The organism is Alkaliphilus crotonatoxidans (assembly GCF_054658015.1).
Genome location: NZ_BAAHXS010000004.1, coordinates 1,109,861 through 1,124,760 on the forward strand (window position 1 = coordinate 1,109,861; position 14,900 = coordinate 1,124,760).

Sequence of the window (14,900 nt, forward strand, 5' to 3'; positions counted from 1 at the left end):
CGGTGCAGAATCTTTATTTTTTATGCCATAATGCCTTGAATAAATACGATCAGGATAGCAATTGGTGCAACATACTTCACTAGGAAGCCCCAAACATGCATTAAACCAAACTTGATTTTACCTTCATTGGTAACTTCCTTGTAGGCATTGTCAAGACCCCAAACCCATCCAATGAAGATACATAACAGCATACCGCCCAGGGGAAGGAAGATATTTTCAGCCACAAAGCTGACTGAGTCAAGGATATCCTTTCCTTTAACTAACGAAATATGGTCCCAAACACCTAGGCCAAGGGAAGAAGGCACACCTAGGATGAATATGATTAATCCTAACAGTAAACTGGCCTTTTTACGATCCCAATTTAATTCATCAACTACATAGGATACGCTTACCTCTAATAAAGAGATGGAAGAGGTTACAGCTGCAAACAATACCAGTACGAAGAAAAGGAAACCAAAGATAGTACCTAAAGGCATTGCATCAAATACAGCGGGCAAGGTGATGAACAGTAGTCCAGGACCCTGCTCTGGGCTGAAGCCAAAGGAAAATACTGCAGGAAGAATGGCTAGACCCGCCAGCAGGGCAACGGCAGTATCCAGTAAAGGAATCTGAAACGAACTGGTTACCAGGTTTTCTTCCTTGCTTAGATAGCTGCCGTAGGTAATCATGGCTCCCATCCCCAAGCTTAGGGAAAAGAATACCTGACCCAGGGCAGACAATATTACTGAGGGGGTGATTTCAGAGAAATCAGGGACTAAAAAGAACTTTACTCCCTCCATGGCATTGGGAAGGGTTAAGGATCTTAATACTACCACGATAAGCATAATAAATAGCCCAGGCATTAATATTTTGGAATATTTTTCGATACCACCGCTAATTCCGCCAATAACGATACCTACAGTAAGGACCATAAAAATGGCCTGATAAATGATCGGTTCAATAGGACTGGTAATAAAACTTGTAAAGATTGTAGCAAATTGACTGGAATCGGCCACATGGAATCCACCAGTCAGTGATTTAACGATATAGTTAATTACCCAACCACCAATAACACTGTAAAAGGATAGAATTAAAAAGCCGGCTATTACACCAATGGCTCCAACCCAGGCCCATTTAGCCTTGATCTTTCGATAGGCACCCACCGGGCTTAACTGGGTATGTCTACCAATGGTAAGCTCTGCCATCATTAAAGTAAAACCTACGACTATTAGTATTGCAAAATAAACAAATACAAATGCGCCCCCGCCGTTAGATCCGGCAAGGTAAGGAAACTTCCAAATGTTTCCCAGTCCTACCGCAGAGCCTGCAGCAGCGAGAATAAAGCCAATCTTCGAACCCCATTGGTCTCTTTGCTTCGTTTCATTCAAATTCACTACAATCGCCCTCCTTAATTGGATTTAAGATTTGAAACCTTCTGAAAATTACAAATATGCTTACAATTCACCCCCTATCCCACAAAGAAAGACCAACATTCGAATTAATAAAAAACTTATAAAAGCGGTAATAGGCTTATTCAAAATATTTAATCTTTCTTATAATTTTTTCATAACTATGGGAAAATTTTAAATATTATTTTATTTAATAATTATACAGCCCAAGGGGAACTTGTGCAAGGGTTAAATTTTTAACTAAAATAACTATAAAATGTCATATCCCAATAAAAGGGGAAAAAATAGCCAAATAAAAAGAAGATACCAATAACAATGGTGAAAATAGGAAGGGAACAACTAACAAATTTTTGCATATTAAATAATATTTACAAATAAATAAATTATAAAATAAAACAATAGTTTTGTTAACTTTAAATATTAAAAAAACGTCTTTAATAATATGCAAATTATTAAGACGAGAAAATGATACTATTTACTAAAATTAAATATTTTAAAGATTCAAAATGAAATTTTAAATAAAATTGTATTCCTAATACATTTGGAAATCGGAAAAAATATCAGACTCAAAATTTAAGGTAAGTATGTCGTAATTTCGAGAGGGATTTTAAAAGATTAAACGAATATCCATATTATAAAGGCATTCGATTTTTAATTAATTAGAGTATTAATTGAAGCAAAATAAGTATGATTTGGTTGATAACCACTTAATTGAGTGGTGGTGTATTGCAAATTAATATGGCTAAAGGAGGAAGAAGGATGAAGGCATTAATCAGAGTAAGGATGGGTACCCATGATGCCCACTATGGGGGCAACCTGGTGGATGGGGCAAAAATGCTTCAGCTCTTTGGTGATGTGGCAACGGAATTGCTGATTCGAAACGACGGTGACGAGGGACTCTTTGTGGCTTATGAATCGGTCGAATTTACTGCACCGGTCTATGCAGGTGACTACATTGAGGCAGAGGGGGAAATTGTCAAGATCGGAAATACCTCCAGAAAAATGGTCTTTGAGGCCCGGAAGGTAATTGCGCCAAGGCCAGATATTAATGAATCCGCCTGTGATGTATTAAAGACCCCTCTGGTGGTTTGTAAGGCGGTGGGAACCTGTGTGGTTCCCAAGGAAAAGCAAAGAGCATAGGGAGGGAGCACGATGGAAAAGTTAATCATTACTGCCGCCTTGACGGGGGCTGAAGTAACCAGAGAGCAGCAGCCGGCCCTTCCCCTAACGCCGAATGAAATTGCTGAGGCGGCCTATGGCTGCTGGCAGGCCGGCGCCTCCATTGTTCACGTTCATGCCAGGGATGAGGCTGGAAACCCTACCCAGTCCTATGATATATATAAGGAAATAAAAGAAAAAATTGAGGCTAAATGTGATGTTATCTTTCAGCCCTCCACAGGGGGGGCTGTATGGCATAAGCCGGAAGAAAGACTCCAGCCGGTGGAATTAAGGCCCGAAATGGCTACCTTAAGCTGCGGTACCTGCAACTTTGGTTCAGATATCTTTATGAATCCTGAGGAATATATGGAAAGCTTTGCCCTTAGAATGAAGGAATTGGGGGTTAAGCCGGAGCTGGAAATATTTGAGCGGGGCATGATTGAAAATGCCAGGAGGCTTGTGAAAAAGGGCCTTATCAATGAACCCCTTCATTTTGATTTTGTCTTGGGGGTACCCGGGGCGGCGCCGGGAAATCCAGAGGATTTAATGCATATGATTCGTTCCATTCCACCGGGCTCCACCTGGACCGTGGCAGGAATCGGAAGGGCCCAGCTTCCCCTGGCTGCCATGGGAATTATCCTGGGAGGCCATGTACGGGTTGGTTTTGAGGATAATATTTATTATAAAAAAGGAGAACTGGCCACTTCTAATGCCCAGATGGTGGAAAGGGTAGTCAGACTGGCAAAGGAATTGGGAAGGGAAGTTGCTACCCCTAAAGAAGCAAGAAAAATATTAGGATTAAGGAGGTCGTAAAATGAAATTTTTTATTGATACTGCCAATATAAATGAAATAAGAGAGGTGGCAAGCTGGGGGGTATTGGATGGGGTTACAACCAATCCCTCTCTAATTGCAAAGGAAGGTCGAGATTTTAAACAGGTGATCAGAGAAATTGCTGAAATTGTCGACGGTCCCATCAGTGCTGAGGTGGTTAGTCTACTGGCCGAGGAGATGGTGAAGGAGGCTGAGCCCTTAACTGCCATTCATCCCAATATTGTTATCAAGGTACCCATGACAGAGGAGGGATTAAAGGCGGTGAAGGTATTTACCGAAAAAGGGGTTAAAACCAATGTTACACTGGTCTTTTCTGCCGCCCAGGCCCTATTGGCCGCTAAGGCAGGGGCCACCTATGTAAGTCCTTTTTTGGGCAGGCTGGATGATATTGGGCACAACGGCATGAAGCTGATCCAAGAGATCGCTGAAATCTTTAAATCACATCAAATAAAAACCCAGGTGCTGGCAGCCAGTATTCGACATAGCCCCCATGTGATCGAAGCGGCCAGGCTGGGAGCCGACGTGGCTACTGTTCCCTATGGTGTATTTAAGCAAATGGTGAAGCACCCCTTAACTGACAGCGGTATTGAAAGATTTCTTAAGGATTGGGAGGGTGCGGTAAAATAGAAATTAGTATTTTGGCCCCTGCTTTTAAAGAGGGGCTTTTTTCATAAAAAGTCAACCTAATTCAAATAATTTTTTAATTTTAATCTTACTAAGGGCCCCTTTGAATGATACAATAAGAGAAAGAAAAGCTTACTTTGAAATAAGGAGTTTGAAGGATGTCAAATAGAAAAGGAAGGTCTTTCAAATTAAAAAGCGCCTTAAAGTAATTAAATAGAGATAATATATTCAGTTCCAATATTGTGATTAAGTTATGATTTTTAAAAGCAAAAACACAATAGTTATAGGGCACCTCAAGGGCAGGTGCTCTTGTTATGTTAAACAGAGGAAGATTTTTTTATCCAATTAGGTTGAGTAAATCTACAATTTCATATAATATATTGTAATGAGGAAAGAAAAAGTATAGCCTTAATTATAAAATAAACAGCCTAAAGCTTGAAGGTTTTGAAAATTGGAGGAGGAGAAGGAAGAATGGATCGAGATTTAGCAATGGAGTTGGTTCGTGTAACGGAAACAGCAGCCCTCGCCGCTTCAGGGTATATGGGTAGAGGAGATAAAATTTCTGCCGATCAGGCAGCCGTAGATGGAATGAGAAGGGCCTTCTCCAGTATTTCCATATGTGGAACGGTTGTTATTGGGGAGGGGGAGCTGGATGAAGCCCCCATGCTCTATATTGGTGAAAGGGTCGGCTGTGGTGACGAGGGGGCCAGTGAAGTAGACATCGCAGTTGATCCCCTGGAAGGTACGACACTGATTGCCAAAGGGCTGCCCAATGCCATTGCTGTGGTGGCCATGGCCCCCAAGGGGTGTCTTTTACATGCTCCCGATACCTATATGAGAAAAATCGCCGTAGGCCCTAAAGCCAAGGGAGCCATTGATATTAATGCTTCGGTGGAGGATAACCTAAAGGCCGTTGCCAGGGCCCTAGATAAAAACATAGAGGATTTAACTGTAATTATTCAAGACAGGCCCCGCCACCAGGAAATGATTGAGGCCATAAGAGAAAGTGGTGCAAGAATCAAGCTCTTTAGTGATGGCGATGTAGCTGCAGCCATTGCTACGGGGTTTGATGATACAGGGGTTGATATTTTAATGGGAATTGGCGGAGCCCCCGAAGGTGTTATTGCTGCTGCTGCCCTAAAGGCCATGGGCGGAGATATGCAAGGGGTATTACACCCCATGAGCCCTGAAGAATTAGATCGATGTCACGAGCTGGGCTTAAAAAGTGAAGCAGAAATCTATCGGGTGTTAACCTTAGAAGACCTGGTAAAAGGGGATGATTGTTTGTTTGCCGCCACTGGAATTACCCAGGGAGAGCTATTAAAAGGGGTGGTTTACAAAGGAAATGATATGGCCGAAACCCACTCTGTTGTCATGAGGGGGCAAACTGGCACCATTCGCTTTGTAACTGCCCTTCATCGATTAGACAAAACAGCGGTGTTGCAGGAAGTACTCAAAAAACACAAACGGTAGATGGAATCATGTCTTATATCATAGAAATGAGGTGTAAAGAATGGATCGGAACTTAGCAATTAATCTGGTAAGGGTAACGGAGGCCGCTGCACTGGGTGCTGCCGTGTATATGGGTAAGGGAGATAAGATAGCAGCAGATCAGGCTGGGGTTGATGGTATGCGTAAAATGTTTGATACCATTAATATCAAAGGAACGGTTGTCATTGGGGAAGGAGAAATGGACGAAGCCCCAATGCTCTACATTGGGGAGGTTGTAGGAAACGGTGGAATAGAGGTGGATATCGCCGTTGACCCAGTAGAGGGAACCAATTCGGTCGCCAAGGGATTACCCAATGCCATTGCTGTGGTGGCCATGGCTCCCAGGGGCTGTCTATTAAATGCTCCAGATATGTATATGGATAAAATCGCAGTAGGCCCCAGGGCGGCCGGAAAAGTCAACCTGGAGGCTCCCCTTGAAGAAAATCTGAAGGCCCTGGCGGCTGCCCTGGACAAAAGTATAACTGATTTAACCATTACCATGCTGGATCGGCCAAGACACGAGGCTTTAATTCAACATTGTCGTGCTGCGGGAGCAAGAATAAAGCTCTTTAAGGACGGCGATGTGGCGGCGGCCATGGCCACCTGCTTTGTTGATACCGGTGTGGATATGCTTTTGGGAATTGGAGGTGCCCCCGAGGGGGTGATTGCTGCTGCGGCCTTGAAATCAATGGGAGGAGAATTCCAGGGGCGCTTAATGCCAACGAATGAAGAGGAAAGAAGCAGATGTATAAAAATGGGATTAGATGTTAATAAAGTATTGTATATGGAGGATTTGGTCAAAGGCAATGAGGTTTACTTTGCTGCCACCGGTATCTCAGACGGCGAGTTGTTAAAGGGTGTGGTGTATCCGGGAAAGGGAGTAGCAAAGACCCATTCCGTTGTCATGCGCTCGGAAACAGGAACCATTCGATTTGTTGAAGCCATTCATAAGCTCAATCAGAAGCCAAGGTATGCCTATTAAGACGATAATTTACGATATTAGTTGACTCTTGCCAATAAACATGTTAGAATCTCGGTAAAAAGGGAATTCAATTACCCTTTTTAGATCAAAAAAAGGAGGTGGTCATTTGGACATAAATCATCTGGAGGACATGAAGGTGCAGGATATTAGAAAGATTGCGAAGGAAATGGGTATGAAGTATACCACAAGACTTCGTAAGGATGATATCATTGCCTGGATTAAGGAAAACCAAAACCCTGTCAGTCCTGCTGCTCCAGTAGAGAATCAGCCAAGGCCAGAAATCAAGCATCAGGGATTGCCAGAGCATTTAAGTGATGAAATCCCAGTCGGTGAAGAGGTTAACATTGCCCAAGGAATTTTAGAAATTCATACAGATGGTTATGGCTTCTTAAGACGAAATAATTACCTTTCAAGTGAAGATGATATTTATATATCTCCCTCACAAATTAGAAGATTTAATATGCGTACCGGCGATATGATTACAGGTATTACTAGACCGCCTAAAAGCGGAGAAAAATTTAAAGCCCTTCTCTATGTGAAAAAAATCAATGGATTAGAGCCAGAATCCGCTACAAAAAGACCTAATTTTGAAGATCTTACCCCAATTTACCCCAAGGAAAGAATTAATCTGGAACTGAATAGTACCGAGCTTTCTACTCGATTAATAGATTTAATCGCCCCCATTGGTAAGGGTCAAAGGGGGATGATTGTGGCTCCCCCGAAGGCAGGAAAAACCATATTACTGCAAAAAATCGCTAATAGTATTTCGCTTAATTACCCCGATATAGATATTATCGTTCTACTAATTGATGAAAGACCCGAAGAGGTTACAGATATGCAGCGTTCCATTAAGGGAGAGGTAGTATACTCGACCTTCGATGAACTGCCCAGTCATCATATCAAGGTGGCGGAAATGGTTTTAAATCGAGCCCAAAGGCTGGTGGAGCACGGCAAGGATGTGGTCATACTATTAGATAGTATTACAAGATTGGCAAGGGCATATAATTTAACAATTCCTCCCACAGGCAGAACCCTATCTGGAGGTTTAGACCCAGGGGCCTTACATAAGCCAAAAAGATTTTTTGGTGCTGCCAGAAACCTTGAGGAGGGTGGCAGTCTAACGATTATTGCTACTGCATTAATTGAAACCGGCAGCCGAATGGATGATGTCATTTTTGAAGAATTTAAGGGAACCGGAAACATGGAGCTTCATCTGGACCGTAAACTCTCTGAAAAGAGAATTTTCCCAGCCATTGATGTAAATAAGTCGGGTACCAGACGGGAAGAGCTATTACTGAGTCAGGCAGAGCTGGAAAGTATCTGGAGCATTAGAAGGGCCATGAGCAGCAGCTCTGTTCAAGAGGTAACCGAAAAAATAATTAATTCCCTAATGGAAACTAAGAATAATAGGGAATTTGTGGAAATGTTTAAGAAGCGTATTTAATGGAATTATTTCTTGCACCCCCTATCTTATTATGCTATAATGTAATAGTTAATTTGCCCTAAGCATTTTGGGAGTGCGATCAGCGTATTTCTGATAAGATATATAAGCGCGGCAGAAAGAAGAGGTGAAAAAAATGAAAAAGGATATCCATCCACAAAATCATGAGGTTGAGGTACATTGCGTATGCGGCAATAGCTTCAAAAGCACTTCAACAAAACAAGAAATTAGAGTAGAAATCTGTTCAGAATGTCATCCATTTTTCACTGGTAAGCAAAAATCAGTTGAAAAGGGTGGCCGAGTAGAAAAATTCAAGAAAAAATTTGGTATGTAATTTTTCACTTAAAAGTTGATCAAGGTTGGGGGTTTTCTTCTAGCCTTGATTTTTTATGCAGTTTTATGTAAAAAACAGGTACAATGACCTAATTATTACATAGGATAATCACGGGGCTTTTCTGTTGAGGGCTATCACAATATAATGATAATAGAACCAAAAGGGGGAGGAGTAATTGTGGTTGATCTCGTGGAATATTCACAAAATGGCAGTATTGAAATTATCGTTGGCCCCATGTATGCGGGAAAAAGCGAAGAGCTGATTCGAAGAATCAATCGTGCCAAAATTGCCGATTTAAAGGTATTGGCCTTTAAACCAAAAATAGATAAACGTTATTCAGATAATAACATTACTTCCCATAATGGGAAACAGACCCCTTCCATTCCGGTGGACAACGCCTTAGAAATTGAAAAGATCATTGAACAGCAGGATTTTGATGTGCTGGCCATTGATGAAATTCAATTCTTTGATGAAGCCATATTAACCCTATGTCAACGGGTGGCCAATGCAGGGAAACGGGTTATTTGTTCGGGGCTAGACATGGATTTTAGAGGAGAGCCCTTCCAGGTAGTACCTCAAATGATGGCAATTGCCGAATATGTAACCAAATTAACGGCAGTCTGTATGGTTTGTAAAAGCCCTGCCACCAGAACACAGCGATTGGTCAATGGTAAGCCTGCCAAATACAGTGATCCCATTATTATGGTTGGGGCTAAGGATTCCTATGAAGCACGATGTCGAAAATGCCATGAGGTGGCTGAATAGATAGACTTTAAAGTTTACCAGTCCAGTTAATCTTCACTTTCTATGTTAAAGTGAGATCAACCTTGGTCTGGTGTTTTTTTGTCCTCATTTCGCCTTTTAAATTGCCTGAATTGCTCCATTACCTGGGGTGACTCTCTGAAAAAATCATTTAAAAGGCGAATCTGGTGTAAAATTTCCATTGAAAAGCTGTGCTCCATCGCCTCTATATTACGATAGAGATTATCCTCAACCTCCAATAAAGTCAAAAATGCCTCTACGGTTTGATGCCTTTCCCATAAAAACCTGCCAAGGGCTTCCCCTTCCTCTGTTAGGTGAATAAGCCCGTATTTTTCATAATCCAGCAGCCCCTGTCTGGTTAGCTTTTGAACCATTTTGGTAGCGGAAGGAACCTGAACCCTCAGCTTTTCCGCCAGGATATTCATCCGTACATGACCTTCCTTACGCTGGGTTAAATAAATGGTTTCGAGATAATCCTCCATGCTGGCGGTCAAGGCACCCCTTTGCTCTCGTTTCACCTCATAGGTTTTCATTAATTGATTTCTTTTTTTTAGATTCACACATTTCACAACCTTTACATATGATGAATATGACTGTAAAAATCTATTACTTATCCATTTAATCTGCCAGAATTCTGGCTCCCCTTTTAATTGTATTAATATATCCTATTCGTATTGGTAGAGAAATATAAAAAAATAAATATATGTTTATCCGTCAAAATTAGGGTATTTATATAAAAAAGTTAGTCAAGGCAAACTTTTTTAACTAGGGATAACTTTAGTAAATATAAAAAATCAAATTGGGAAAGGGCGTGTTTAAATTGAAATCAAAGCTAATTCTGTTGGGGCTGGTTATGGTGATTTTTGCAGGGGGCCTTGTCTATACAATGCAATCCAATGAAACGAACCCACCTTCAGCATCCGACAATCCCTTGAAGGTTGTAACCACCACCACCATGATTACAGATTTACTTCAGACCTTGGGGGGAGAAGTGCTGGAGGTAAAGGGGCTAATGGGGCCGGGAATAGACCCCCATCTGTACCAGGCTACAGAGGGTGATGTAAGGCTGCTTCAGGAAGCCGATGCCATTTTTTACAATGGGTTGCACCTGGAGGGGAAAATTAATGACCTGTTTATTGAAATGAACAATAGGGGGATCGCCACCTATGCCATTACAGATGGCATTCAGGAGGGCAGATTAATGGCGGGAGAGGATCAATTTGAAGGCAGCCATGACCCCCATATTTGGTTTGATGTTGAGAACTGGATTGAGGTGACAGCTTACGTAAAGGAACAGCTCATTAAGCTTGATCCGGCCAATGAAGCAGTCTATGCAAAGAATGCTGAAGATTATATTGAAGCCCTGAAGGAGCTTAATCAATATGTAACAGACCGGGCCCAAAGCCTGGCCAAGGAACAAAGGGTCTTAATTACAGCCCACGATGCCTTTCAATACTTTGGAAGGGCCTACGATTTTGAGGTACTGGGCTTGGAGGGAATCAGCACCGAATCGGAGGCCAGTATTGCAGATATTAGGGAATTGGCTGATCTGATAGCTGAACGAAAAATAAAGGCTATTTTTGTTGAAACCTCGGTGGCGGCCAGAAATATTGAAGCCCTTCAGCAGGCCGTTGAAGCCAGGGGCTTTCAAGTAGCCATTGGGGGCGAGCTCTACTCCGATGCCATGGGCGACCCAGGGCAACCCGAGGGCACCTATTTAGGCATGATAAGATACAACATTGATACCATTGTCAAAGCATTATCTGAGTAAGGAGTGAAATACGATGAAGGAAGCCGCATTGTTAATCCATGACTTAACCGTAGCTTATCAAGAAAAGCCAGTGCTTTGGGATGTAAGCGTCAGTGTTCCGGCGGGAACACTACTGGGAATTGTAGGGCCCAATGGAGCAGGAAAAAGTACCTTCATTAAAGCCCTATTGGGGATTGTGAAGCCCATTACAGGTAAGACACTGATTTATGGCAAGCCTTATCAGATTAACCGCAGACGGGTGGCCTATGTGCCCCAACGGGGAAGCGTTGATTGGGATTTCCCTACAACCGTATTAGACGTTGTTACCATGGGCCTTTACGGAGAACTGGGATGGATCAGACGGCCGGGTAAAAGGGAAAAGGCCATTGCCATGGAGGCATTGAGCCAGCTGGGCATGGAAGGCTATTATAATCGCCAGATCAGTCAATTATCAGGAGGACAGCAGCAACGGGTATTTTTGGCCCGGGCTTTGGTGCAAAAAGCCGATTTGTATCTAATGGATGAACCCTTTCAGGGGGTAGATGCCCTGACAGAAAAAATGATTGTTAAGCTCCTGGTTGAGCTTAAAAATCAAGGGAAGACCCTTATTGTCGTACACCATGATTTACAGACTGTAACAAGCTATTTTGATTGGGTCATGCTATTGAACGTAAAATGTATTGCAGTAGGGCCCCAGCAACAGGTTTTCACCAAGGAAAACCTGAAGCAAACCTATGGAAGCCATGGACCCAAGGCTATGAAAAATTCTGAAGAATTAGAAGAAATATTCACCACTTCTGAAGAAAAGGGCAAAAATAAAGAGGTGGTCTTATGATGGCTGTGATAGGGTATTTATTCCAAGACTATACCTTTTTGGTGGTAATGGCAGGGGCAGCAATTTTAGGCATCACCAGCGGTGTTTTGGGAACCTTTGCGGTCCTCAGAAGGCAAAGTCTTCTGGGGGATGCCGTATCCCATTCAGCCCTGCCGGGTATTGTTCTGGCCTTTATGTTAACGGGTGATCGATCACCCATGGTTTTATTGACAGGAGCCTTGATAGCAGGATTAATATCAGCCCTGGCCATGATGATGATTGTAAAATATAGTCCGATTAAATATGATGGGGCCCTGGGAATTATTTTATCAGTGTTCTTTGGCCTGGGCCTTATGCTGCTGAGCGTGGTGCAAAAGCAGCCCAATGCCAGGCAGGCAGGCTTAAATAAATACCTGTTCGGCCAGGCGGCTACCCTCCTAAAGGAGGATGTGATGGTGATGGCTTTGCTGGGGGGCACCGCCCTTATACTAACCATTATTTTCTGGAAGGAATTTAAGCTGTTGGCCTTTAATAGAGAATTTGGCACCAGCCTGGGATTTCCCATGGGTTTAATTGATGTCCTGTTAACAGGGCTCTTGGTGGTGGCAATTGTAGTAGGCCTTCAGGCGGTGGGGGTTGTTTTAATGAGTGTCATGATTATTGCCCCAGCGGCAGCCGCCCGGCAATGGACCAACCGATTAGAGCTGATGGCCCTCCTGTCAGGCTGCTTTGGAGTCCTTGCCGGCATCACAGGGGTAATAATCAGCAGCCAGGTGCAGCGAATGCCAACGGGCCCTGTTATTGTTTTGATTGGATTTTTAATCGTATTGTTATCCTTATTATTTGCACCGAAAAGAGGAATGCTTTATCAGCTTTATCTTAAGAAAAAGCAGCAGGGTACCATTAAAAGAGATTATCTTCTAACAAACACCGATGGAGGATGGCGGATGACCTCGGAGAAAATCAATGAAATTTATGAAAGAAGGGACAGAGGGGAGGTAATAGACAATGATTAACCCGCAAATGGAAATACAATTACTGGCGGCCCTGGTGGCAGTAACCTGTACCCTTTCAGGAACCTTCCTGGTTTTGAGGAAAATGGCCATGATGAGCGATGCCATTAGCCATTCAATTTTAGCAGGAATTGCCCTGGCCTTTCTCTATACCCATGATATCCATTCACCACTGTTGATTTTAGGGGCAGCAGCAACGGGCCTTTTCACAGTTTTGTTAGTGGAATTTCTGAAGGGAACCGGACTTTTGGCAGAAGATACTTCAATTGGTTTGGTTTTTACAGCCCTTTTCAGTATTGGTGTCATCGTTATTTCACGCTACGCAGGCAACGTTCATTTGGATGTTGATGCGGTGCTATTGGGAGAAATTGCCTTTGCCCCCTTCCATAGACTTAGTATTGGAGGCTATGACCTGGGGCCAAAATCCTTCTATGTCATGGGAATCATTTTCATCATCAACATTCTCTTTATTACCCTATTCTATAAGGAATTAAAAATCGTTACCTTCGACCCCAGGCTGGCTGCAGCCCTGGGAATATCCCCCTGGATTATACACTATTGTTTAATGAGTGTGGTTTCAATTACTGCGGTGGGGGCCTTTGACGCCGTTGGCTCCATTTTAGTGGTGGCACTGATGGTGGTTCCGCCGTTAACCGCCTATTTATTAACCAACGAGCTGGAAAATATGCTTTTTACCAGCGGAATGTTGGGCATTGTAATTGGTGTGGCAGGTTATCAAGTAGCCCGACTGTTTGATGTATCGATTGCCGGTTCCATGGCCACTGTGGCAGGAGTGTTGTTTTTGCTGGTTTTCCTAGGCTCTCCCCATAGAGGCCTGATAGTGGGATTTTATAAGCGAAGCCAGCGAAAAATGGATTTTGCCAGGCTAACCCTGCTGATTCATCTTTATCATCATGAACATACCCTCGAGACTAAGACAGAATCAAGTGAAGAACATATCAGACAATTTGTCCGATGGTCAGAGGGCTTTACAACGAAATTAATTCACCAGCTGAAAAAGCAGGGAATGATTGTTCAAAAGGGCCAGAACCTTATGTTGACTGATGAAGGAAGAAAAAAGGCCCTATGGGGGCTAAAATCAATTTTACCTTTCTAGTTTTCCTACAATATAGCTTCCGAAGGGGAGTCGGCTTATATATTTGGTGGCCCAGATGGAGCCCAGGGTAGCCAGTAACCATAGTATTAATAACATAAGCTGAGGGGGAATAAAGGCATAATTAATTGGTTTAATCAGCCAAACCAAAATAGCTAAAAACAACATATGAAATAAATATATACCAAAGGAGTAACGACTGATATAGACAAAAAATTGAGGTATTTTATCCAGCTTTAGAGCCATTAAATAGAGAAAAAACAGCATACTGACCGAGAAAAAAAGCATATCGACCCGTTTCGAGCTGTTAATCAATAATATTCCCTGGCGGTAGACAGATAACACAACGGTGCCGCTGACCAGGGGAAACAGAGCCACGAGCCTCCTATATTTCAGCAGTCCCCTTTGAAAGGTGTCAAAATGATGACCGCAGTAATAGCCCAGAAAGAAATAGAAGATCCATCCGGGAAAGGGAATCCACGAAAAGTCTCCCCATAAATATTGGCCAATGGGATGGCTGAAGGGAGGCCTGGTAAGGTTGAAAAAGGCCAAATAAAGTATATTAATGAGAAGGGAGCCTAGCAATACCAATGGTGGAGAAAGCTCCTTGATTTTTTGATGAAATTTAATATGGAGGAAATAGAATTGAAAGATCACCAGAATAAAATAGCCATGGCGATAAAAGCCCAGGAAGACATTTTTAATAAAATGAATCAAAAAGCTGGACAAGCCAACGCTGTTTAAATAGGCAGTTCCCTCAAAGGTTGACAAAATAGCATAAATTACCCCCATTGAAAGGTAGGGTATAAAGATATATTGAAAGCGTTTTTTTAAGAAATTTTGTGGAATTTCATCACGATAAGAATAAGCCAGTAAAAACTCAGCTAAAAAAATAAAAATAGGTGTACCGAAGGTGGATAACAGCCTTAAAGACAGGAAAAGCAATCTGCTTTCGGCAGTCAATGACCCGTCGTAAAGCTCAATGGTACGGGTAATGCCATGGGCTAAAACGACATTTAGGCAAGAAACACTCCGTAACAGATAAACCTCCTTTAAGAACTTCTTTTTCATGATCGTTAAACTCCCCTTCGATTGAAATGAAAGAAACTGTGATGAATAGTAAGATTGTACCATAACCATATCAATAAGTGAAAGACCTTATATGATTAAAATAGTGCAAAACGCCCATGGGCCCGG

15 protein-coding genes are annotated in these 14,900 nt (G+C 42.5%); 12 read left to right on the plus strand and 3 right to left on the minus strand.

The annotated features are described in order from the left end of the window. Positions 1-20: 20 nt before the first annotated feature. Positions 21-1,373 (minus strand): sodium-dependent transporter, encoded by a 1,353-nt coding sequence (locus ACYQ1I_RS07770; RefSeq protein WP_459764016.1) that lies wholly within the window; start codon positions 1,371-1,373, stop codon positions 21-23. A gap of 774 nt (positions 1,374-2,147) precedes the next feature. Between ACYQ1I_RS07770 and kal the strand changes: the two genes are divergently transcribed. The 8 genes from kal to ACYQ1I_RS07810 all read left to right on the plus strand — a co-directional run bounded on the left by kal (position 2,148) and on the right by ACYQ1I_RS07810 (position 9,015). Beyond that, positions 2,148-2,528: a 3-aminobutyryl-CoA ammonia lyase gene (gene kal / locus ACYQ1I_RS07775; RefSeq protein WP_459764018.1), complete on the plus strand. Its 381-nt coding sequence runs from the start codon at positions 2,148-2,150 to the stop codon at positions 2,526-2,528. A 12-nt stretch (positions 2,529-2,540) separates the two neighbouring features. Continuing rightward, positions 2,541-3,359: a 3-keto-5-aminohexanoate cleavage enzyme gene (gene kce, locus ACYQ1I_RS07780; RefSeq protein ID WP_459764020.1), complete on the plus strand. Its 819-nt coding sequence runs from the start codon at positions 2,541-2,543 to the stop codon at positions 3,357-3,359. Between the two features lies 1 nt (position 3,360). Further along, positions 3,361-4,005 (plus strand): fructose-6-phosphate aldolase, encoded by a 645-nt coding sequence (gene fsa, locus ACYQ1I_RS07785; RefSeq protein ID WP_459764022.1) that lies wholly within the window; start codon positions 3,361-3,363, stop codon positions 4,003-4,005. Positions 4,006-4,473: 468 nt separating this feature from the next. Continuing rightward, positions 4,474-5,475 (plus strand): class II fructose-bisphosphatase, encoded by a 1,002-nt coding sequence (gene glpX / locus ACYQ1I_RS07790; RefSeq protein ID WP_459764024.1) that lies wholly within the window; start codon positions 4,474-4,476, stop codon positions 5,473-5,475. A gap of 40 nt (positions 5,476-5,515) precedes the next feature. Then, on the plus strand, positions 5,516-6,475 hold the full coding sequence (gene glpX / locus ACYQ1I_RS07795; protein ID WP_459764026.1) for a class II fructose-bisphosphatase: 960 nt from the start codon (positions 5,516-5,518) through the stop codon (positions 6,473-6,475). A gap of 130 nt (positions 6,476-6,605) precedes the next feature. Beyond that, positions 6,606-7,919 (plus strand): transcription termination factor Rho, encoded by a 1,314-nt coding sequence (rho, locus tag ACYQ1I_RS07800; protein WP_459765318.1) that lies wholly within the window; start codon positions 6,606-6,608, stop codon positions 7,917-7,919. A 133-nt stretch (positions 7,920-8,052) separates the two neighbouring features. Next, positions 8,053-8,250, plus strand: coding sequence for a 50S ribosomal protein L31 (gene rpmE, locus ACYQ1I_RS07805; protein ID WP_459764028.1), 198 nt, complete (start codon positions 8,053-8,055; stop codon positions 8,248-8,250). A 177-nt stretch (positions 8,251-8,427) separates the two neighbouring features. Then, positions 8,428-9,015, plus strand: a complete 588-nt coding sequence (locus ACYQ1I_RS07810; RefSeq protein ID WP_459764030.1) for a thymidine kinase — start codon at positions 8,428-8,430, stop codon at positions 9,013-9,015. Between the two features lie 56 nt (positions 9,016-9,071). Here the strand turns inward: ACYQ1I_RS07810 and ACYQ1I_RS07815 are convergent, their stop codons facing one another. Continuing rightward, the gene (locus tag ACYQ1I_RS07815; RefSeq protein WP_459764032.1) at positions 9,072-9,572 is read right to left on the minus strand and encodes a metal-dependent transcriptional regulator; all 501 of its coding nucleotides are present in this window, start codon (positions 9,570-9,572) and stop codon (positions 9,072-9,074) included. Positions 9,573-9,832: 260 nt separating this feature from the next. On the opposite strand from ACYQ1I_RS07815, the gene ACYQ1I_RS07820 reads away from it, so the two are divergent. The 4 genes from ACYQ1I_RS07820 to ACYQ1I_RS07835 are packed head-to-tail and all read left to right on the plus strand — an operon-like array spanning position 9,833 to position 13,706. After that, a complete protein-coding gene (locus ACYQ1I_RS07820; protein ID WP_459764034.1) occupies positions 9,833-10,783 on the plus strand; it encodes a metal ABC transporter solute-binding protein, Zn/Mn family in 951 nt (316 codons plus the stop codon). Positions 10,784-10,796: 13 nt separating this feature from the next. Then, positions 10,797-11,597, plus strand: coding sequence for a metal ABC transporter ATP-binding protein (locus tag ACYQ1I_RS07825; protein WP_459764036.1), 801 nt, complete (start codon positions 10,797-10,799; stop codon positions 11,595-11,597). Next, complete coding sequence (locus ACYQ1I_RS07830) at positions 11,594-12,592, plus strand: metal ABC transporter permease (RefSeq protein ID WP_459764038.1); 999 nt, start codon at positions 11,594-11,596, stop codon at positions 12,590-12,592. Before ACYQ1I_RS07825 ends, ACYQ1I_RS07830 begins: the two co-directional genes overlap by 4 nt. Further along, positions 12,585-13,706, plus strand: a complete 1,122-nt coding sequence (locus ACYQ1I_RS07835; protein ID WP_459764040.1) for a metal ABC transporter permease — start codon at positions 12,585-12,587, stop codon at positions 13,704-13,706. The genes ACYQ1I_RS07830 and ACYQ1I_RS07835 overlap by 8 nt, the downstream gene beginning before the upstream one ends. Here the strand turns inward: ACYQ1I_RS07835 and ACYQ1I_RS07840 are convergent. Beyond that, positions 13,695-14,774 carry an acyltransferase family protein gene (locus ACYQ1I_RS07840; RefSeq protein WP_459764042.1) on the minus strand — a complete coding sequence of 360 codons (1,080 nt, stop codon included), beginning with the start codon at positions 14,772-14,774 and terminating at the stop codon, positions 13,695-13,697. The two genes, ACYQ1I_RS07835 and ACYQ1I_RS07840, sit on opposite strands and share 12 nt — an antisense overlap. Positions 14,775-14,900 lie beyond the last annotated feature (126 nt).

Excerpts from the sequence above, each read along its gene's own strand:
- kal (WP_459764018.1), top strand. The coding sequence starts at position 2,148 with ATGAAGGCATTAATCAGAGTAAGGATGGGTACCCATGATGCCCACTAT.
- kce (WP_459764020.1), top strand. The coding sequence starts at position 2,541 with ATGGAAAAGTTAATCATTACTGCCGCCTTGACGGGGGCTGAAGTAACC.
- fsa (WP_459764022.1), top strand. The coding sequence starts at position 3,361 with ATGAAATTTTTTATTGATACTGCCAATATAAATGAAATAAGAGAGGTG.
- glpX (WP_459764024.1), top strand. The coding sequence starts at position 4,474 with ATGGATCGAGATTTAGCAATGGAGTTGGTTCGTGTAACGGAAACAGCA.
- glpX (WP_459764026.1), top strand. The coding sequence starts at position 5,516 with ATGGATCGGAACTTAGCAATTAATCTGGTAAGGGTAACGGAGGCCGCT.
- rho (WP_459765318.1), top strand. The coding sequence starts at position 6,606 with ATGAAGGTGCAGGATATTAGAAAGATTGCGAAGGAAATGGGTATGAAG.
- rpmE (WP_459764028.1), top strand. The coding sequence starts at position 8,053 with ATGAAAAAGGATATCCATCCACAAAATCATGAGGTTGAGGTACATTGC.
- ACYQ1I_RS07825 (WP_459764036.1), top strand. The coding sequence starts at position 10,797 with ATGAAGGAAGCCGCATTGTTAATCCATGACTTAACCGTAGCTTATCAA.
- ACYQ1I_RS07830 (WP_459764038.1), top strand. The coding sequence starts at position 11,594 with ATGATGGCTGTGATAGGGTATTTATTCCAAGACTATACCTTTTTGGTG.
- ACYQ1I_RS07835 (WP_459764040.1), top strand. The coding sequence starts at position 12,585 with ATGATTAACCCGCAAATGGAAATACAATTACTGGCGGCCCTGGTGGCA.
- ACYQ1I_RS07840 (WP_459764042.1), bottom strand. The coding sequence starts at position 14,774 with ATGAAAAAGAAGTTCTTAAAGGAGGTTTATCTGTTACGGAGTGTTTCT.